This is a genomic window from Planococcus sp. RAB007_Raresut (assembly GCF_057369535.1).
This window is the reverse complement of the sequence record NZ_JBXYIF010000002.1, coordinates 451,005-471,983: the sequence shown is the minus strand read 5'-3', so window position 1 is coordinate 471,983 and position 20,979 is coordinate 451,005. Positions and strand designations below refer to the sequence as shown.

The 20,979-nt window shown below is 44.6% G+C and carries 16 protein-coding genes; 3 read left to right on the top strand and 13 right to left on the bottom strand.

Annotated features, from left to right (window positions below):
- Positions 1–242: 242 nt before the first annotated feature.
- From AC2Q9J_RS06260 to AC2Q9J_RS06200, 13 genes are all read right to left on the bottom strand, one after another.
- Positions 243–1,688 (bottom strand): DEAD/DEAH box helicase, encoded by a 1,446-nt coding sequence (locus AC2Q9J_RS06260; protein ID WP_499038150.1) that lies wholly within the window; start codon positions 1,686–1,688, stop codon positions 243–245.
- A gap of 154 nt (positions 1,689–1,842) precedes the next feature.
- The gene (locus AC2Q9J_RS06255) at positions 1,843–3,714 is read right to left on the bottom strand and encodes an alpha-E domain-containing protein (protein ID WP_499038148.1); all 1,872 of its coding nucleotides are present in this window, start codon (positions 3,712–3,714) and stop codon (positions 1,843–1,845) included.
- Positions 3,715–5,172: a circularly permuted type 2 ATP-grasp protein gene (locus AC2Q9J_RS06250; protein WP_499038147.1), complete on the bottom strand. Its 1,458-nt coding sequence runs from the start codon at positions 5,170–5,172 to the stop codon at positions 3,715–3,717.
- A gap of 98 nt (positions 5,173–5,270) precedes the next feature.
- On the bottom strand, positions 5,271–5,807 hold the full coding sequence (locus AC2Q9J_RS06245) for a hypothetical protein (protein ID WP_499038145.1): 537 nt from the start codon (positions 5,805–5,807) through the stop codon (positions 5,271–5,273).
- Positions 5,808–5,943: 136 nt separating this feature from the next.
- Positions 5,944–6,846 carry an HD-GYP domain-containing protein gene (locus tag AC2Q9J_RS06240; protein WP_499038144.1) on the bottom strand — a complete coding sequence of 301 codons (903 nt, stop codon included), beginning with the start codon at positions 6,844–6,846 and terminating at the stop codon, positions 5,944–5,946.
- Between the two features lie 89 nt (positions 6,847–6,935).
- Positions 6,936–7,379 carry a hypothetical protein gene (locus AC2Q9J_RS06235; RefSeq protein WP_499038143.1) on the bottom strand — a complete coding sequence of 148 codons (444 nt, stop codon included), beginning with the start codon at positions 7,377–7,379 and terminating at the stop codon, positions 6,936–6,938.
- Positions 7,380–7,558: 179 nt separating this feature from the next.
- The gene (locus tag AC2Q9J_RS06230; protein WP_499038141.1) at positions 7,559–9,046 is read right to left on the bottom strand and encodes a glutamate synthase subunit beta; all 1,488 of its coding nucleotides are present in this window, start codon (positions 9,044–9,046) and stop codon (positions 7,559–7,561) included.
- Between the two features lie 38 nt (positions 9,047–9,084).
- A complete protein-coding gene (gene gltB / locus AC2Q9J_RS06225; RefSeq protein WP_499038139.1) occupies positions 9,085–13,671 on the bottom strand; it encodes a glutamate synthase large subunit in 4,587 nt (1,528 codons plus the stop codon).
- A gap of 170 nt (positions 13,672–13,841) precedes the next feature.
- Positions 13,842–15,614, bottom strand: a complete 1,773-nt coding sequence (gene recQ, locus AC2Q9J_RS06220; RefSeq protein ID WP_499038137.1) for a DNA helicase RecQ — start codon at positions 15,612–15,614, stop codon at positions 13,842–13,844.
- A gap of 156 nt (positions 15,615–15,770) precedes the next feature.
- Positions 15,771–16,556 carry an SDR family oxidoreductase gene (locus AC2Q9J_RS06215; RefSeq protein ID WP_499038135.1) on the bottom strand — a complete coding sequence of 262 codons (786 nt, stop codon included), beginning with the start codon at positions 16,554–16,556 and terminating at the stop codon, positions 15,771–15,773.
- Between the two features lie 118 nt (positions 16,557–16,674).
- Positions 16,675–17,187 (bottom strand): hypothetical protein, encoded by a 513-nt coding sequence (locus tag AC2Q9J_RS06210; RefSeq protein WP_499038133.1) that lies wholly within the window; start codon positions 17,185–17,187, stop codon positions 16,675–16,677.
- Between the two features lie 207 nt (positions 17,188–17,394).
- On the bottom strand, positions 17,395–17,751 hold the full coding sequence (locus tag AC2Q9J_RS06205) for a helix-turn-helix domain-containing protein (RefSeq protein ID WP_499038131.1): 357 nt from the start codon (positions 17,749–17,751) through the stop codon (positions 17,395–17,397).
- Between the two features lie 331 nt (positions 17,752–18,082).
- Complete coding sequence (locus AC2Q9J_RS06200; RefSeq protein WP_499038129.1) at positions 18,083–18,724, bottom strand: pentapeptide repeat-containing protein; 642 nt, start codon at positions 18,722–18,724, stop codon at positions 18,083–18,085.
- A 128-nt stretch (positions 18,725–18,852) separates the two neighbouring features.
- Between AC2Q9J_RS06200 and AC2Q9J_RS06195 the strand changes: the two genes are divergently transcribed.
- Genes AC2Q9J_RS06195 through AC2Q9J_RS06185 form a run of 3 tightly spaced genes read left to right on the top strand, consistent with a single transcriptional unit; the run spans position 18,853 to position 20,970 of the window.
- The gene (locus AC2Q9J_RS06195) at positions 18,853–19,548 is read left to right on the top strand and encodes a DUF1538 domain-containing protein (RefSeq protein WP_499038126.1); all 696 of its coding nucleotides are present in this window, start codon (positions 18,853–18,855) and stop codon (positions 19,546–19,548) included.
- Positions 19,548–20,285 (top strand): DUF1538 domain-containing protein, encoded by a 738-nt coding sequence (locus tag AC2Q9J_RS06190; protein ID WP_499038124.1) that lies wholly within the window; start codon positions 19,548–19,550, stop codon positions 20,283–20,285. The genes AC2Q9J_RS06195 and AC2Q9J_RS06190 overlap by 1 nt, the downstream gene beginning before the upstream one ends.
- Positions 20,275–20,970, top strand: coding sequence for a P-II family nitrogen regulator (locus AC2Q9J_RS06185; protein ID WP_499038122.1), 696 nt, complete (start codon positions 20,275–20,277; stop codon positions 20,968–20,970). Before AC2Q9J_RS06190 ends, AC2Q9J_RS06185 begins: the two co-directional genes overlap by 11 nt.
- The last annotated feature ends 9 nt before the right edge of the window (positions 20,971–20,979 follow it).

The following is a 20,979-nucleotide window of genomic DNA, read 5'->3' as shown; positions in this document are numbered from 1 at the left end:
GCGATTTGAGAAGACTAATATTAAGCTTTCAAACTTTTAAATCACTATTTTATAGATAAGATATAAGATGCAAATCATTCTTATTATGCAGGCTGATCCAAAATGGAAATATATTATAGGTGTACCCTAAATTGTGTTAAAAGTAACTCCGGAAAGCGAATGAGCAATCCTAAACCTCGAAGTAATGCCAAAAAGGATTTTGGATGCAAAAAAACCGCCTCGAAGAGACGGTTTGCTTTTAGTTATTTCTTTGCTTTATGAACTTTCAGTGTTTTGCCTTTGATGGTCTTATTTTTCATTTCCTTCAAAACCATCGGGCCTTTGCCGTTCAGGATATCAATATACGTCACCGTATCCTGGATTTTTATGATGCCGATGTCTTCAGCTGTTACTCCAGGAATGCTTGTCAGCGTTCCAACAAAATCAAATGCTCGCAATTTCTTCTTTTTGCCGCCATTGAAATATAGCTTCATAATATCCTTGTTTACCTGCTCGTTCTTATTGCGCTTAAGCTGTGGGCGGCTTTCAAGCTTTTCAGTGAAAGCCTCTTCCGCTGCATGCACTTCCCCTGTTGAAGGGGCAGTTTTTTCTGGAATTTCAAAACCGATATAGTCGTCGATTTCAGCCAGGAACTTGTCTTCATGCGGCGTTACAAAGCTGATCGCTTTCCCCGTTTTTCCGGCACGCCCTGTGCGGCCGGCACGGTGGACATAGCTTTCCTTCTCTAACGGTATGTCATAGTTGATGACATGGGTAATGCTGTCGATGTCTATGCCCCTCGCCGCCACATCTGTCGCGACCAGATAACGGAATTCTCCGCGCTTGAAATCATTCATTACAGCGAAACGATCTTCCTGTACCATGCCGCCATGCAGTTTATCACAAGTATAATAATGCTTTTCAAGCTGCTCCATTACGAAGTCCACATTATCCTTTGTCCGGCAAAAGATGATGCAGCTGTCGGGATTCTCGACAATCGTCACATCACGCAATAAAGCGAATTTCTGCTTTTCCGCAACCCGGATCAAATAATGTTCAATCTGGTTTTTCAGTGTTTCAGTCGAAGCGATTTCAATATGCTCAGGCTGATTCATATATTTTTGCTGCAGTTTCTCTACATTTTCAGGCAGTGTTGCCGAGAAAAGCATGGTCATGCGCTGTTTCGGCACTTTATTGATGATGGCTTCCACCTGTTCAATAAAGCCCATATTGAGCATTTCATCCGCTTCATCCAGTACCAGAAATTCGATGCGGTCGAGTTTCAGTGTCCCGCGCTCGATGTGGTCGAGCACTCGGCCAGGAGTACCTACAACTACGTGGCATTTCTGTTTCAATTCCGCCTGCTGATAGGCAAATGGCTGCTTGCCGTAGACCGCTGCCGCTTTGATGCGCTTGAAACGTCCGATATTAGTGATGTCTTCTTTAACCTGATCCGCCAGTTCTCGGGTTGGTGTCAGAATCAAAGCCTGTGGTTTATTTTCTTCCCATTCGACCATTTCACAGATCGGTATACCGAATGCGGCAGTTTTCCCGCTCCCCGTCTGTGACTTCACGGCGATATCCGTTTTCTGCAATGCAACAGGAATCACTTTTTCCTGCACTTCTGTGGGCTCTTTATAACCAAGCCCCTCGAGTGCCTTTAAAATCGGTTCACTTATCTTATAATCTTTGAAATCCTTGCTGTCCATGTATAATTCTCCTTCTCCGTCCATAACGCCAGATAGTTCCATTATGGCATGGATTTTGAGCAATCTCCATTAAAGAGAAACTTCAGTCAATGGGGTGCTTTGTCCACATTGACCGTTAATGCGGGATAAACGATTATTAAGTTAATTTGCGGTTTTATTGATCCAGCAGACTGACGGAAACTTTGACGTCAAGAGACTGGCTGCCGCCGCGGTAAACGCCTTGCACCGGACTTACATCATTATAATCGCGTCCCACTCCAACGCGGATGTGATTTTCGAGCGCTTCTATATTGTTTGTCGGATCGAGGCCAACCCAGCCGACACCGGGCACCATAACTTCTACCCATGCATGGCTTGCCGCGTCACCGACCAATGCCGAGTTTTCACCGACATACAGATAACCGCTGACGTAGCGTGCGGGAATATGCTTGCTCCGTAAGATCCCCAGCATAACGTGGGTGATATCCTGACATACACCTTTGCGCAGATTGAAGGATTCCGATGCTTTTGTTGATACATCCGTCGATTCGCCGTTATAGGTGAAGTGGTCGTGGATATAATTCATAACATCAATTGCGTACTGGACCGGGTTGTCGAATTTTCCGAGCTCACGGTCAACCTGTTCAATCTGTTCCGGATTCAAATAGGTATAGGCAGTGTTGCTTAAGTATGCCAAATAATGTTCGCCGAATAATTTTGAATGGAAGATTGCGCGCATTTCCGGTGAGTAGTCAATTTGATGAATGAACGGACTCTTTTGGATACTGACAATGGAAGTTGTTTTCACTTCCAGATGCTGATGGTGTTCAGCTATAAAGAAAGTCTCCACGTTGTTGCCCCAAATATCGATATGCTCTTTTGTCAAAGATGCAGGTGTAATTTCCGCCCGGTAGGATAAAAGCCGCTGGACTTCATCGGTTCTTGGTTTCAGCCGGATTGTATTCATGCTTTGGTCGACGATTGTGTCATATTGAAAAATATTGGTGTGCTCGATTTTATATTTCATAGAAGTGATTCCTTTCGCACTCGCTGACTGGGTTTGGGTGCTCGTGTAGTTTTCGCTGTCCGGATCGATAAGGTAGTAGGTTTTAGAGAAAATCTGGCCGATTTCATTGCAGCCATTTTGGAAATCATTTAAAAAATTCATCATGTCCTGCTGCTCAAGCTCCTGGAAATTAAAATTATCAAAATCAGCAGTCAGCTGATCAATTTTCGCAAACAGTTCCCAGGAATAATGGGATACTTTGCCGTCTTCCAGTTTAACGATCGCTTCCCGCATATGATCCAGACAATACCGGATAGAGCGTGGGAAGCTTGAATTCGAAACCAGGAAAGTCAGCACGAGAGAAGGATCCATTTTCGGCGGATTTGCCTTCAGATAAGCATCGTACCCATTTGTCATACGGAGAGCCGCCAGCCAGTAATAATAATCTTCAGATTGCTGAGCAGCTGACCTCGCAAGTGTACGCTCACAAACCACGTTAAGGATTCGCGCGGTTTTTTCGGCGCGCTCCAGCCATTTCCCGATTTTGATCATCTGGTACTCGACACCGCGGGACATAGATGATTCCACTATGCCCTGCGAAGTTAATGCGGTGTTTTTGACTTTCTGGAGAAATTGCTGCATTTCGCGAACGGAAAGGTTTTCTGTATCCATATCCTGCAGCGTCAAATAGCACCTGTTCCAAACTTCCCAATAATCATCCGTAATGTGATCCCGGCTAACCCGGGCATTCTCACGAATGAAACGGACACAGCTTGCCACAGAATTAAAGTTCTCCTCTTCCATTGCAAGGTAATAAACAAGCTGATCTTCATTATAAGCAGGCAAGGACTTGATATACTCCATCATATCCGTTGAAGCGCAAATTTCATATATAAGTTTCCAATCATCATCCCTGACCAATTCTTCATCAGATGCTTCAATCATCTGCAATAATTGCACATCCAGGATTCGCGCGTTATTCTCCGCACGTTCCGCGTTTCTTGACATCCAGTATAAGGAATTTGCAACTCGGCTCAGCATTCAGGAATCTCCTCCTTCTTCTTTTTTCTTGAAGACCCATGTATCTTTACCGCCGCCGCCCTGTGAAGAGTTTACGACTAGTGAGCCTTCTTTAAGCGCGACGCGAGACAGGCCGCCTGGCAGGACATTCGTTTCTTTTCCGCGCATTACAAAAACCCTCAAATCCACATGGCAAGGATAAAATTTCTCTCCTTGATAGGCCGGAGCACGGGATAATTTAATTGTAGGCTGTGCGATATATTGATGAGGTGACTCAATAATCTTTTCGCGGAATATTTCAATCATTTCTTTGGACGCGTGGGGGCCGACCAGCATATCGTATCCGCCGGATGCGCCGACGTTTTTTACAACAAGCTCTTCCAAATGATCAAGAACCCATTCCCGCTCTTCTTTATTTTCCAGAAGATAGGTTTTCACATTATCAATCAGTGGCTCCTCGTCAAGATAGTATCGGATCATTTCAGGCACATAAGCATAGATTGCTTTATCATCAGCGACGCCATTGCCAATCCCGTTAAGAATGGCGACATTGCCGTTTCGATAAGCCTGCAATAAACCCGGTACGCCTAATGCGGAATCCTCATTGAATGCTTCTGGATCCAGAAAATCATCATCGATGCGGCGGTAGATGATATCCACTCTTTTCAAGCCACGGATCGATTTCATATAAACGACATTCTTCTTCACGACCAGGTCGCGCCCTTCCACAAGATCGATGCCCATTTGCTGCGCAAGGAAAAGATGGTCGTAATATGCTGAATTGTACATACCAGGTGTCAACAGCACAGCGAAAGGTTTGCCTTTTTGAGTGGCTGGCGCATGATCGAGGATTGCCTGATGCATATGGGTCATTTGATGTTCAAGGGTTTGAACAGAATGTTTAGCAAAAAATTCAGGATAGACTTGCCTCATCACATACCGGTTCTGATAGACATAGGACATCCCTGATGGATTGCGAAGGTTATCCTCCAGCACGTGATATTTTCCGTGTTCATCCCGGATCAGGTCAATGCCCGCCAGGAATATATGGTTTTTCAAAGGAATATCAATTCCCTTTACCTGTTTTTCATAATAATAAGGATTTTCTTCGATCAGATTTCTTGGAACAATCCCATCCTGCAGAATCTTTTGATCACCGTATACATCTTCAAGAAATAGATTTAATGCTTCTGCGCGCTGAATCATCCCTTTTTCGACAATTTCCCATTCTGCGGGAGGAATGATGATCGGCACAAAATCAAAAGGCATGGTTCTCTCAGTTCCTACATTATTATTGTAAACAGTGAAAGTGATGCCTTGTCGCAGGAAAGATAGTTGAGCGGTCTCATGCTTTTCGCGCAGCTCATCTTCACTGAAATGCTGGAGCAATTGAAAGAAATTCCTATAATGAGGCTTCGGCTGCTTATCTTCTTCGAACATTTCATCGTAAAATGGTTTTACTGTATAAGATTGAAACATAATTGCCCTCCTCTTTTTATTTCGTAATATTCCGTCAATTTAGTGAAAAAAGCTACCACTCACTAACTGCGAGTGGTAGCTTCATGTTGTATCCTTCTTTATTTGTCGAAAGTTGTATCGCTCTTATCCTTTTTCGACGAATCCTCATCAGTTCCCTTTTTTAAGGAATCGGTATATTCTGTGCTGCCGCCAAATGCTCCGCCGCTTGGAGTCGAGTCATTGGACGAACTGCCCGATTTATTGGATTCGTTCTGCTTTGATGTACCTGAGCTGTTGGTCGTACTTGAACCACTTTGAGAATCCTTGCCCACTTCATCCTGAAGTGTTTTATCCGCTTTATCCAGCATATCTTTTTCCTGGTCCATCATTTTCTGCTGGCTGTCGATTGCATTTTTTACTTGCTCAACCGCTTTCGATACATATGGCTTGGCTTTATCAACCATTCCACCAGATTGTTCATTGAAACGGTCCAGACCTTTCTTCACGTTTTCTTTCATATTTCCGGATTGTGAAGATCCAGTTCCGGCAGAAGTGCCGTTAGAGTCCACTTTTTTCTGAGCCATAGCGGAACCGATTGCAGCTCCTATACCTAATAATACTAATTTCCCAAACATGCCGCCTGAACGTTTTGCCATTGGAATCTCTCCTTCTCAGTATTTAAATACACTGTGTTTTTATTATTTACTATTTCAGGGTAACTTAAACATTTTATCTACTAAAAAAGACACTCTGATTTTCTGCCAGGTGTCTTGTGAAGGGAAATTCATCCTATTAAATTTTGCCTTCCTGCAGCAGAACCTTTTCGAAAGCATCCACAACTTCAGGTTCGTATTGAATCCCTGAAAGTCTGCGAATTTCCTCCATCGCATATTCCGGAGTAAACGCTTTGCGGTAAGATCGGTCTTCAGTCATTGCATCAAACGTATCGCAAACGCCGATGATCTTTGCTTCCAGCAGAATTTCGTCGGCTTTCAATCCGAAGGGATAGCCTTTGCCGTTAATCCGCTCATGATGTTGTTCGACAATGTCAGCCAGTTTCTTGTAAGCTGTTTTTCGAAGCATGACAGCTCCATCACCTGGATGCTTTTTAATCATGCCAAATTCTTCGTCCGTTAATTTGTCCGGTTTGTTTAATACTTCTTCAGGGATATTTATTTTCCCTATATCATGTAATATGGAAGCAATAAATAGATCATGCATGCGCTGACGGTCCAGTTTCAATTTGGAAGCAGTTTTCACCGCATATTTTGAAACTCTTGAACTGTGCCGATAGGTATATCTATCTTTTGTCTCAACTAATTCACCAATTTTTCGAAGCTCTCGTATATCTTCACTTAGTGAGTGAAAAACCATTGCATTTGATATGGATAGAAATGTAACATCAGTAATTGCCGTAATTTGAACAACTTCTTCCAAGTTTTTTACGGAAATTACATCACCTGCGACAAGTTTAGATATTTGTCCATTTATAGTAAGCTCCATTTCGCCTTGCAATATATAGAAAAACTCTTGAACATCTTCATCTTCACCTGGAAAAAGAATCATCAGTTTGTCTTTTTGTACAGTCTGCTTCATAAATTCCATACCGCCGCCACGACCTAAAAGACTTATGGTATTAGAACTGTTGGTGACTGTTTCAAGGTAGTCCTCTTTAATTATGTCCAAGCCTTTCACAAACAAACATCCTTCCCAAAAAAAATACTATAAGAGTATGAAATATACTCTTATAGTACTCTATCACTCGCTTATAAGACAATAGTCTTTTACCAGTCGATAACTCTAATCGGATCAATCCACTTTACCCGATCCGCAAATTCCACATTAACCAATTCAATTTCGACAACAAGGCCAGCTGCTTCAGCTTTTTCTATGCCTTTAGCCGTCATGCTTGCTGTCTTTTCTTGCAGTTTAGCAATTTCTTCTTCCACTTTCACGTCGTACTTATTAAAAGCTTCAGTCTTTGCTTGTGCATCAGTCGCTTTAGCTGCATCCGCTAAGTAATCCGCATACATTTTTTCGACTTTCACTTGAACTTTAGCGATTTCCGCATAGATTTCATTGTTTACTTTATATACTTCTGACAAAGCAGATGCTGTTTCTGGACTCATAGCTGGCTGTTCTGCCGTTTCAGCAAATCCTCCGCCCGTAAACGCAGTAAAGATTAATAGCAATGAAAAAAGTGCAGTGATTGAATATTTCTTCAACATTCTGTTTCCTCCCCTTTTCTCTAATAATGCTTGAACATAAGAAATGAATTTCGCTCGAAATTGCACCTATTATCCTGCAAGCGCTTCATTTTCAAGTATAAATGAACTAGGCACAAAGAACAATATCCACTTGAAAATTTTACAAAATAAAATAAGCCGGAAAAATTCCGGCTTACTCTTTATGGCAGTACTGTCGCGCCCATTAAGTAACGATCGCACTCCCTTGCAGCTTCTCGTCCTTCGTTGATTGCCCAGACGATCAGACTCTGTCCACGGCGCATATCGCCGGCTGCAAAAATTCCTTCAGCGCTGGTCGCATACTTTCCGTATTCAGCTTTTACACATGAATTCGGCTCAGTCGCTACCTCCATTTGTTGGATCAAACCTTGCTCAGGACCACTGAAACCGATGGCGATCAGCACAAGATCCGCTTTCCACACTTTTTCTGTCCCCGGAATTTCCTCGCGCACCCGGTTACCTTCTTCATCAATACGTAATTTCACATTTACTGTATGCACTTCTTTTACGTTGCCCGCTTCATCTCCGACAAATTTTTTCGTCATGACAGCATATGCTCTCGGGTCTTCCCCGAAAGCGGCAGCAGCTTCCTTATGCCCGTATTCCACTCGATGAATTTTCGGATATTGCGGCCAAGGATTCCCCTGCTCATCGCGTATCGCGCCTTTTTTGTCGTAGACATCGAATTGGATAAGGCTTTCACAGTCGTGGCGCACAGCAGTAGCGAGACAATCTGTACCGGTATCGCCGCCTCCAATGACAATGACGTTTTTGCCCTTAGCTGAAATGAAATTGCCATCTTCGAAATTCGAATCCAGTAGGCTCTTTGTGCTGGCATGCAGAAAATCCATGGCATAGTGAACACCGCCAAGATTCCTGCCTTCCACTTGAAGGTCACGGTGAACTGTTGAACCGGTGCACATAATAATCGAATCAAAATCCTCTTTCAATTGACCAGCGTCATAATTTTTTCCGATTTCAACATTTGTTTTAAAAGTGATGCCTTCCTGCTTCAGGATTTCCACTCGGCGAACCACCATTTCATACGGCAGTTTCATTTCAGGTATTCCGTAAGTCAGCAAGCCGCCAACCCGGTCATTTTTTTCAAAGACGGTAACCCAATGGCCCGCTTTGTTTAATTGGGCCGCAGCTGCAAGTCCCGCAGGACCGGAGCCGATGACCGCCACATGTTTGCCGGTACGCGACTCGGGTGGTTCAGGAACCACCCAGCCTTCTGCAAAACCCCGTTCAATAATTGAACGTTCAACAGTTCTGATGGCTACCGGGGGCTCATTGATGCCGAGAACACATGAGCCTTCACATGGTGCCGGGCAAGCCGTCCCTGTAAATTCTGGGAAGTTGTTCTTCAAATGTTCACGGTGCAGCGCTTCTTTCCACTGCCCTCTGTAAACCAGATCATTCCATTCCGGAATCAGGTGATTGACCGGACAGCCCGTCGTCACGTTTTCCAATTCCATGCCGGTATGGCATGTCGGCACACCGCAGTCCATACAGCGCGCACCTTGTTTCTGAACTTCTTCATTGGTTAACGGAATCGTATAATCATTCCAGTCATGCGTCCGTTCGGCGGGGTCGCGTTCTTTCAGCGTCTGTCTGTTATATTCCATAAATCCGGTGCTTTTCCCCATCATATCCCTCCCTGATAATTTCTATTTAAGAAAATTTTCTATTTTATGCTTTCTGCTATTTTACTTTCTTCAAAGGCAGCCATTTCAGCATCGAATTTTGTCATCCCGCTGTCCTGCAATTTGCTGATGCGGTCATTGATCTGTAAATAAGCTTTAGGAATAACGCGAATGAATTTAGCGGAGAATATTTCCCAATGCTCCAAAATCCGTTTGGCATTTAAACTTCCTGTGTAATGGAAATGGCTGTCGATCATTTCACGCAATTCTTCTATCTCCTGCGGTTCCGCTAAAGGCTGCAGATAAACCATATCCGTATTGCAATACTGGCTGAAACTTTCACTTTCATCCAGTACATAAGCGATGCCGCCTGACATTCCAGCCGCAAAGTTTTTGCCCGTGTTGCCCAGAATCACGACACGTCCGCCGGTCATATATTCACAGCCATGGTCTCCGACGCCTTCGACAACGATATTGGCACCGCTGTTGCGGACAGCAAAACGCTCTCCGGCTATACCATGGATGTAAGCTTCCCCTGCCGATGCGCCGTAGAAAGAGACATTTCCGATAATGATATTCTTTTCAGGAATAAAAGTTGAATCCGCTGCAGGTTTTACGACAATCTTCCCGCCGGACAAGCCTTTTCCAACGAAATCATTTGAATCTCCAATTAACGTCATCGTCATCCCACGCGGAATGAACGCGCCGAAACTTTGTCCGGCTGATCCTTGGAAATTCAATTTGATCGTATCTTCAGGCAATCCTTCAGCACCATAGCGTCTGGAAATCGCGCTTCCGATAATCGTGCCTGTAGCTCTGTGAATATTGCGGATGGCCGTTGACACTTCAACCCTTTCGCCTGTTTTTATCGCCTCGCCACAGCGTGGAAGAAGCTCCTGATAATCCAGAGTCTGGATCAGACCGTGATCTTGCTTGACTGTAGCGTAGCGCCCAACTTTATCCGGGAGATCCGGCTGGTACAGCAGTGCAGAGAAATCAACGCCTTTTGCTTTCCAGTGGTCGATGGCTTCATTCACTTCCAAAACGTCCGTTCGTCCGATCATCTCATTGATTGACCGGAATCCGAGCTGAGCCATTAATTCGCGTGCTTCCTGAGCGATAAATCGCATGAAGTTTACGACATGTTCTGGGTCTCCGCCATATTTTTTGCGAAGCTCCGGATTTTGCGTCGCAATGCCGACAGGACATGTATCCATATGGCAAACGCGCATCATGACACAGCCGAGCACAACGAGTGGCGCTGTAGAAAAGCCGTATTCTTCTGCTCCCAAGAGAGCCGCCATCACAACATCGCGTCCTGTCATCATTTTGCCGTCCGTTTCCACTACGATACGATCGCGCAACCCATTCAATAGGAGAGTCTGATGCGTTTCCGCCAATCCGATCTCCCACGGCAGGCCAGTGTGTTTCAAACTCGTTTTCGGAGCTGCTCCCGTGCCGCCGTCGTATCCGCTAATCAGTACAAGATCCGCGCGTCCTTTTGCGACACCTGCCGCTATGGTGCCAACGCCCACTGCAGAAACCAGTTTCACACTGATCCGTGCATAGGGATTTGCATTTTTCAGGTTAAAGATCAATTCCGCCAAATCTTCGATTGAGTAAATATCGTGATGCGGCGGTGGAGAAATCAGTTCCACGCCCGTTGTCGAGCCACGAACCTCTGCTATCCACGGGTAAACTTTTTTGCCAGGCAGATGACCGCCTTCACCCGGTTTTGCTCCTTGCGCCACTTTAATCTGAATCTCGTCCGCATTCACCAGATAATGGCTTGTGACGCCAAATCGGCCGGAAGCCACTTGCTTGATCGCGCTTCTGCGGTTTGTTCCGTCTTCATCCGGGATGAAGCGGGAAATTTCTTCTCCGCCTTCACCGGAATTGCTGCGTCCCCCGATTTTATTCATGGCAACAGCAAGCGCTTCGTGCGCTTCTTTGCTAATCGAGCCATAAGACATCGCGCCGGTTTTGAAACGCGCACAGATTTCTTCAACAGTCTCCACTTCTTCAAGCGGCACTGGTGTACGATCCTTAAACTTCAGCAATCCGCGCAAAGATTGGAGATTCGCTTTTTCATCCGTCAACAGCGCTGAATATTTTTTGAAGACATTAAAATCATTGGTTCTGCAGGCTTGCTGCAGTGTGTGGATTGTTTTCGGATTGTATTGATGGTCTTCGCCATTCTCGCGGTATTGGTATTCATCACCGGATTCAAGTTCGCCGTCGCTTCCTTCCTGTTCAGGATAAGCTCTGGCATGGCGCATGAGCACTTCAGTCCCGATCATGTCGAGACCAATGCCGCCCAGCCGTGACGATGTCCGTGTAAAATATTTTTCGATGACATCAAGGCGAATCCCCACAGCTTCAAAAATTTGCGCGCCGCGGTAACTTTGAATTGTGGATATCCCCATTTTCGACAGCACTTTGATGATTCCGTCGGTAACCGCTTTGACATAGCCGGTTTCAGACGTGAGGTAGTCCCGGTCTTGAATATCTTTTGTTTCAATCAAATGCCGGATGGTATCAAACGCCAAATACGGATTGATGCCTTCAGCCCCATATCCCAGAAGCACCGCAAAATGATGCACTTCCCTTGGTTCAGCTGATTCCAGCAAAATACTCATTTTCGTGCGGATGCCTTCACGAATCAAATGATGATGCAAGCCGGAAACTGCAAGCAAGGCAGGTATCGCGGCATATTCTTTATTGGCTTCTCTATCTGACAGAATTAATAAGACAGCACCATCTTTAAAAGCTGCATCCGCTTCCGCAAATAAGGCTTCAAGCCGTTTTTCCATCGCTTCGGCTCCGCCGGAAACAGGAAATAAAATTGACAGCGTCACTGCTTTAAATTCACTCAACGGATTGAATTTCAATTTTTGCAGTTGCTGATTTGTAAGCAGCGGTGTTTCGAGCCGTATATGACGGCTGCTTTCCGGAGTCGGCTCCACCAGATTGCCTTCCGCTCCGATTGTCGTACGCGCCGCCGTGATAATTTGTTCACGAATCGCGTCAATCGGTGGATTTGTGACTTGAGCGAATAATTGTTTGAAGTAATTGTAAAGAAGCTGAGGTTTCTTGGACAGTACAGCTAATGGTGAATCATACCCCATGGAACCGACCGGATCTTTGCCTTCGGTCGCAAGTGGTTTAATGATTTTTTGGACTTCTTCCATTGTGTAGCCGAATGCCAATTGTTGTTTGATCAACGATTCCGTAACGTTATAGTTTTCTTGAACTTCCGGTTCCGGTAAATCTTCCAAATCGAACATATTCTGTTCTACCCAGTCTTTATAAGGTAATTCCGCTGCAATCTGCAGTTTGATCTCTTCATCCGGAATGATCTTTCCTTCATCCAAATCAACCAGCAGCATTTTGCCTGGTCGTAAACGGTCTTTATAAATAATATCGTCTGAAAAAATATCCAAAGCGCCAACTTCAGACCCCAGAACGATCATGCCGCTTTTGGTCACATAATAACGTGCCGGACGGAGGCCGTTGCGGTCAAGGCAAGCGGCAATCTGATTGCCGTCAGTAAATACCAGGGCAGCAGGGCCGTCCCATGGTTCCATTAAGGTACTGTGGTATTCATAGAAATCCCTTTTCTCTTTTTTGATGGTCGGATCATTTACCCATGGTTCCGGCACCATCATCATGGCCGTATGGGCAAGCGACCGTCCTGATAAATGAAGAAATTCAAAACAATTGTCGAACATCGACGAATCACTTCCACTTTCATCGATGACCGGCAACACCTTCTTCAAGTCTTCATCATTAAAATACGGTGAACTGCATAAGGCTTGGCGGGCGCGCATCCAATTGACGTTGCCTCGTAATGTATTGAATTCACCATTATGTATGGAATAACGGTTCGGGTGGGATCTTTGCCAGCTGGGAAATGTATTGGTGCTGAAACGGGAGTGGACTAATGCCAACGCCGATTTGAATTCGGGATGGTTGAGGTCGATGTAAAATGAATCCAATTGTTCGGGTATGAGCATCCCTTTATAGACGATTGTGCCAGCCGATAAACTGCTGAAATAGACATCCTTAAATTCAGGATCAGAACCCATTTCCTGTTCGATTCTCTTGCGGATGATGTAAAGCCTTCTTTCGAGGTCCATCCGTCCTTCCAAATTGTCAGCCGCTTCAATGAAGACCTGTCTGATGACCGGCTTAGTTTTTGTAGCCACTTTGCCGACAAACGAATCATTCACTGGAACTGGCCGCCAGCCGAGACATTGCTGGCCTTCTTCTTCAATAATGCGTTGAATGATTTCTTTCGATTTCATCCGGATATCGTAATCCTGCGGCATAAAAATCATACCAATGCCATATCTTCCTTCTGCCGGAAGAATAATCCCCTCTTTTTCACATTGCTTCTGGAAAAAGCGGTGAGGAATTTGCGTCAGAATTCCCGCTCCGTCCCCTGTACTCGTATCAGAGGACTGTCCGCCTCTATGTTCGAGGTTGCATAGAATATTAACCGCATTCTGGACAATCGAGTGAGATTTTTCACCATTTATATTTGCTATCATTCCAATGCCGCAAGCTTCATGCTCCTGATCGGGATTATAAAGGCCCTGGGCATTTGGGTACTCTCTTTTAATCATAATGTTTCCCCCTCTAACACAGTGAAGTGTCATAATATTAGGATAGTATATCATAAAAACTGAATAAATATAAAATTACAATTAATTTTAATAGTCAAAAATTACTGCAAGCGCTTACATTTTTATGATATAAACAATAAAAAAACACTCCTGTCCGAAGACAGAAGCGTTCAATTATTTACGGGTTCGAAAGAGCGGATAGCGGATAAAAAAGTTTCTCCGTATTTTTCGAGTTTATTGGCACCGACTCCGTTGACTTCAAGAAATTCCTCAGCCGTTTTTGGCCGTCTGGAGCACATATCCTGCAAGGATTTGTCTGAGAAAATGACAAACGGAGGAACGCCGCCTTGGTCGGCAAGTTCTTTACGGATTTTACGCAGCTCTTCGAAAAGAGGATCGTTTTCGGCAATCTGTTTCGTTATGACAGCTCCTTTGCGCAGAACCTTGCGTTTGCCGAGGAGTACATCTCTTCCCCCATCCGGAACATGGATGGTCGGGAATGAACCTTGTTCAACCGCCAGCAATTCCTGGGATATCATGAATTCAATCAGGTTCGAAACTTCTTTGGCACTGTGATGTTTTAGAATTCCGTACGTCGATAATTTATCAAACCCGAAATCCAATATTTTTTTATTGCGGGAGCCTGTCAGCACCTGGGCCGTCATCATTTTGCCGAATTTCTGGCCCATGCGGATGACGCATGACAGCACCATTTGCACGTCTTTTGTAACATCCAAACTTTCACGGTCATCCACGCAATTTCCGCAATGTCCGCATTCTCCGGCTGCTTCGTCCCCAAAATAATGAATGATGAATTGCTGAAGACAATTTTCAGTGTGGCAATAATCAACCATGCCCTGCAGCTTGACCAGTTCTCCCGGAATCCGGCTCGGATCTTGTGCCTGATCGATCAGGAAACGCTGTGTTTGAACGTCTTGTGAAGCATAGAGGACAATACACTCACTTGGCAGACCATCACGGCCAGCCCGTCCGGCTTCCTGGTAATAGCTCTCCATATTCTTCGGCAGCTGGTAATGCACGACGTACCTGATATTACTTTTATCGATACCCATCCCAAAGGCATTAGTGGCCACCATCACAGTCACTTCGTCATTAAGGAATTGCTCTTGACCGGCTCTTCTCTGGTCATCCGGCATGCCGGCGTGGTATTTCGCGGCTTTGATGCCTTTTTTCAGCAGCGTTTCATATACAGAATCCACAGTTTTGCGGGTAGCCGCATAAATGATGCCTGCTTCTTTATCGTTTTTCTGGACATATTCCTTAAGGAAACGCTCACGATCCTGGCCGCGGATAACTGAAAAGGTCAGATTCGCGCGTTCAAAGCCCGTCATGATGGTATGGCGTTCTTCTATTTTAAGAATGCGGCAAATATCTTCGCGGACTTGCGGCGTGGCGGTTGCAGTCAGCGCCAAAACTGTCGGGTTATTCGGAAACAGCTCCATCATGCGGCTGATCAGCCGGTAGCTCGGACGAAAATCATGACCCCACTGTGAAATACAATGGGCTTCATCAACTGCAATCAGCGGCACATGAACTCCCTGCAATTCGTTCAGGAACATTTCATTGTCCAGGCGTTCAGGCGCAATATACAATAATTTAACAGCTCCACGCTGCACATCGTATAAAGTTTCCCGAACTTCTTCAAAATCCATCGAACTATTTATATAAGCAGCCGGAATTCCAGCTGCCAGCAGTGCATCCACTTGGTCTTTCATCAATGAAATCAATGGCGAAACTACGATGGTCGTCCCTTCCATGACCATAGCGGGAATTTGATAGCACATCGATTTCCCGCCGCCTGTCGGCATGACGCAAATCGAATTCGAGCCTTCAAAAACTTGGGATATTGCCTGTTCCTGCCCGGTCCGGAATGTTTCATAGCCAAAATAGGTCTGTAGTAATTCTCTTGCTTTTTCCAACAATAGTTAACACTCCTAAAACTCGATTCGTACTGCTTACCTTACCATATTTCGGCCACTTTTTCCTGCCCTAGAATCCACAAAAACGCCCAAGGCAACAGCCTTCGGCGCTTAGTGAGTTTTTATGCAATTGACTAAATTTTTCGGGACTTCAGCTCATCAGATTTCAAGGTCCCAATGCTTCGCTTCTTCCTCTTTCATCTGCTTCTCGGTTTCCTGCGGATAGACTGTACGGAATTTATGGTTGTCCTGTGGAATCACTTCCACCATTTTAGCGATCATATCTTTAGAATCGTATTGATCTTCGAGTGCCTGGTCGGCTTCTTCCATATCTTCCTTCTTCGTGAAATGAATTTTTTCATCGTACCATTTCCATTTCGCTTCCGCACTGCGGTCATTAAAGCCGGTGTCAAAAGCACCTGGATTAATCGTTGCCACTTGCACGCCAAACTCTTCCAGTTCTTTCCGCATCGTTTTTGCGATCGCTTCAATGGTATGTTTGGTTGCGGTATAGGGTCCCACATACGGCGTCGACATGATGCCGGCCATCGATGACATGAAAATGATTTTGCCTTTTCCTTTTTCAACAAATTTCCGGGCAGCAATCTGCGCAGTTTCCAGAGTGCTGAAGACATTGACTTCAAAGAGTTCACGGAAGTTCATCATCGGCACTTCCCCGAGCGGTCCGCCTTCATTGACTGCCGCATTGGCTACAAAGATATCAAAATCATAGTCATGCATCTGCGCAAGGTCCTGTGGATTTTTTATATCCATTTTAAAGATTTCCAAATTCACATTTTCAGCTTCTGCCGCTTCCATTAATGACGTAACTTGCGGCGCTGTTTCTACCGGTGCGATAACCCGGTAGCCTTTCTTCGCCAGACCGAGCGCTGTGCCTTTAGCCAGTCCACTTCCTGCACCTGTAATAAAAATCGTTTTCGGCATGCAAAATCCCTCCTGAGTTTTTCTTTTCCTATTGGATATCTTCCCCTCAGAAATCGCATTAAACAAATAAATCCGGCGAAATGCCCTATCAGCATCTTGCCGGATTTATGGGTGGAATTCATTTACCCCAATTTTTATTATCAAATTCAGCTGCATACTTCGCATATTTCGCTAATGCATTACGCAGATCTTTTTCATTTTTGGCCAGCATCCGCTCTCTGGTCTTTTTTCGTTTAAAGCGCATGCCGTATGCCATTTGCGCTTCTTCATTAGCTTCATTCAATGCCCTGAACTCCCATGCCACATCGCTGTCGGGATCTTTTAACAGCGAAGCGAGCAAGGACGTTTTCCGGTAAAGCTCCTCAGTCGTATATCTGTCCTGATCCCTATGTAATAAGCCCACAATGATACTGGCAGGAAGCTCATCATCCACTCCCTCTGAAAGATCGGTCAGGAGCTGGAGCATTGTGCGCCGGTCACTCGCAAGCGACAGAACATAAAATACGTGGGGGATATCTTCAGTTGGGGTATCTTCAATAAATTCGTCCAGCTCTTCTATCAATTCTTTGGTCTTAAAATGGTCGATGAGGATGCCAAGTCTGTATGTTTGGTATAAAGTATAACGCTCCATGGATTAATCGCCTGCTTTTCAAAAAATTAGCTGATTCATCTAAGCATTCCAAGCAGTAATCCACTCAATTGAAATGCTTATATCCTACTTTGACTTTATCACAAATTAAAACGATTCTAACAGCGTTAAGACGCAAGATGTTAATCCAAGGCAATAAAAAAACCCATTCCATACACCGGAATGAGTAGCCGTGACAAAAGCCGCCAGTTATGAAGTTGCCATACCAAAGCTTCCCATGCGCCGTTTCACTTTAATGTAAGATGCCGCTTCCGCTATTTCATCGTGATTCAACGGCTTATTGTCGAGCAACAGATTATAATCTGCAAAATTCGTCCAATTTTGCAAATCCAAATCGATTCTCCGTTCTTCTCGATCCAGTAAATTGTCCACCGAAACTTCGAAATAATCCGCTAGACGCGCCAGGTGGCTGACAGAAATCTGTTTCTTGCCGCTTTCATATGCCCAGACTGTGCTTTTTGCAAATCCAATATCATCTGCCAGTTTCTCTGGGGATACCCCTTTTTCTTCGCGCAATGTTTTTATCTTTTTGCTTAAATCTTCCATTTTACTAATGCTCCTTCTTTGTTAAAATTCTAACTATTTAAAATATACTGTACATTAGCTATATTTACAATATCTTTATATAATATTTTTTAATGTTTTTGAATATTGTGTGAACTTTTTGGACATATATTATTCCTTGAATCCTAATAACTACAACTAAAGGTTTAAAGTTTTAAATACACACTAGTTAATACTGTTCACTTTAAAATTATATTAATAAAAAATAGTATTTAAATGATAAAATCAAACTAAATTAATAAATGTTTAATATATCCAAAATAAAAAGAAAAAAACAGCAGCTTTCGCCACTGTTTGGAATAAATGAAACTTATTAATCGTCTTTTATTTGCATGCCAAGCTGACGCGCAAACGCCAGCGCCTGGTTCGGCGAAACTGTACATCCTGCTAATTTTTCAATTGTCACCTGTATATTTTCGAACCGGTTCGTGCTGAGATCGACGCCTTTAAGATCTGTTTCAGCAAAATTAATCTCATTCATGTCGCACGACGTAAATTCCGTCTCTTTCAATTCGGCTTCATAGAAGTCCGCCTGCCGCATTGAGGAAGTGTCGAATTTCGAGAAAGTGCACAGGGAAAATCCAAAAGCTGCGTAATTGAGGACGCACTCAGTGAAAAGCGTATGCCGAACTCCCGCTTCCGCAAAATTCGTTCCCATCAGTTTGGAATTCCGGAATTCGGTGCGATGAAAGACACACCGGCTGAAGTCGGCATTGGATAGGTCGCAATTGATAAAAACAACGTCTACAAATTCGCTTCTGGGCCAGACAATATCAACAAAATTCACATTCTCGAATACTACTGTATCGATATGCAACGCGCGCTCCGCTTCAAAATCAATGGTCTCCTGGGAAATACGGCAATTTGTTATGTAATGATCGTCCATCGCTTCTTCGAACAGACTATCAGGCAGTTCCACTGGAAGCTTGGGTTCAGCTCTTTTCATTTTGCCCATTTTTTATCCTCCTAAGTTTTGGCTCTCTTTTCAATTTTAACTTCTATTGCAAATAAACCATATTTTTGTTAAGTTTACAGCAAAATTGCATAGGGAATAGCAGGAAAAAGTGAAAAAGGAGAGACAGGATGAATAATGTTAAGAATACCTTCAAGGAAGTTGTTGCAGCCATTATGCCTGTTACCATTGTAGTCATCTTTTTACAGATTGCAATTATTCGTCTGCCGATGGAGGCTTTGCTTCAATTCCTCGTTGGCGTTTTCTTTGTCAGCATCGGCTTTTTCCTGTTTTTATTGGGAGTAAACGCAGGGCTTCTCCCAATTGGAGAAATGATCGGCAAACAATTGCCTAGAACTAAGAGTGCCTGGCTGATCATCGGTACCGGTTTTCTCCTGGGGATCGTTGTAACTGTCGCAGAACCGGATTTGCGTGTGTTGGCCACTCAAATCGATGAAGTGTCCGAAGGGGCCATCAGCTCGACGATATTGATTCTTTCAGTGTCATTGGGATTGGCGATTTTCGTTGCGCTGGCCATGATCAGGACACTTTTTAATATTCCATTGCACTTCATCCTGATTGGCGGATATATCGCCGTTTTTCTATTATCTTTTTTCGTCCCCAAGGCTTTTGTGCCAATTTCGTTTGATGCCGGTGGAGTCACCACCGGGCCGATGGCAGTCCCTTTCATCCTGGCACTCGGCGTTGGTATTGCATCTTCTCTAAGACCCCGTGATTCAAAAGATGAAACAGAAGGGTTCGGCTTGATCGGTCTTGCTTCAATCGGGCCGATATTGGCAGTCATGATTCTGGGGGTGATTTTCTGATGGAAATCCATGTTTTCGAAGGATTCGGAAGTGTGCTGCAGGAAGTCGCATTCGCTCTGGTGCCCTTACTTATTTTCTTCGGAATCTTTCAGATTTTCATGTTGAAATTGCCGTTACAAAGACTCCAGCAGGTTGGCATCGGATTTATATTGACCTTTCTCGGCCTCTCATTTTTTCTGCAAGGGGTCCATGTTGGGTTTATGCCAGTCGGTGAATTGATGGGACAGTCTCTCGGCGAAGGAAATACAAAATGGTTTCTTATTCCCATCGGCTTTGTCCTTGGCTTTGCTGCGACTTTTGCGGAACCGGCTGTCAGCATTATGAATGATGAAGTCGATGAAGTCACCGGCGGTTACATTTCCGCAAGGTTAATGCTCTATACATTATCCATCGGGGTGGGCTTTTCCATAGCGTTATCGATGCTCAGGATATTGACCGGCATTTCACTTTGGTATTTTTTAATTCCCGGGTACCTGATCGTCTTAATATTGATTTTCTTATCACGCGATATTTTTATTGCCATCGCTTTCGACTCAGGCGGTGTAGCTACGGGGCCAATGACGGTCACTTTCATATCTTCCCTGGCCGTCGGAGTCGCATCTGTAACAGCCGGACGGGATCCGCTCGCTGATGGATTCGGGTTGATCGCGCTTGTGGCATTGACCCCGATCATCTCTGTGCTTATTCTGGGGCTAATCTTCAATAGGAAAGGCGGGAACAGAACCGATGAATCTTAACCATAAACTGATGATTGCGATTGTCAAAAGAGGTTATTCGCGGCCGGTCATTGCCGAAGCGAAAAAAGCCGGGGCAGACGGAGCCACCATTGTTTACGGAGAAGGAATCGGAAGAAATGAAAAGCCGACTTTCCTTGGAATGCCCGTTACTCATGAAAAAGATGTAATCTTCATCGCTGTCGATGGAGAAATTGAAGCACCTGTCGCTGAAGCTGTAAGCCGTGAAGGCAAGTTGGGGAAATCGGGGTACGGGCTTGGATTTACAGTTCATCTGAGCAAGCTGCTTGGAGTCCCCCATTTAACACATCGACCTGACGACCGGAGAAAAAAGAAAGGGGAGGAAATCATGGAAAATGCGCTGCATGAATTTCAATTGATCGTTACCATCGTCAATACTGGAGATTCCCAGAAAGTCATTAAGGCGGCAGCGGATGCCGGAGCGGAAGGCGGAACAATTTTAAGCGGCCGTGGCACCGGTGTCAATGAGCGACAGAGTTTCATGAATTTCACTATCGATCCGGAAAAAGATGTTATTTTGACTTTGGTTCCTTCCAGTTATACGGATAAAGTGGTCAATAGCATCGAACAGGCAGTCGACCTTAACGCGCCAGGCCGGGGCATCGCTTTTCTGATCGACGTGGAGAATGTATTCGGCGTCAATCACTCGTCGTTGGATTTTAAGTGAGAAAAGCGA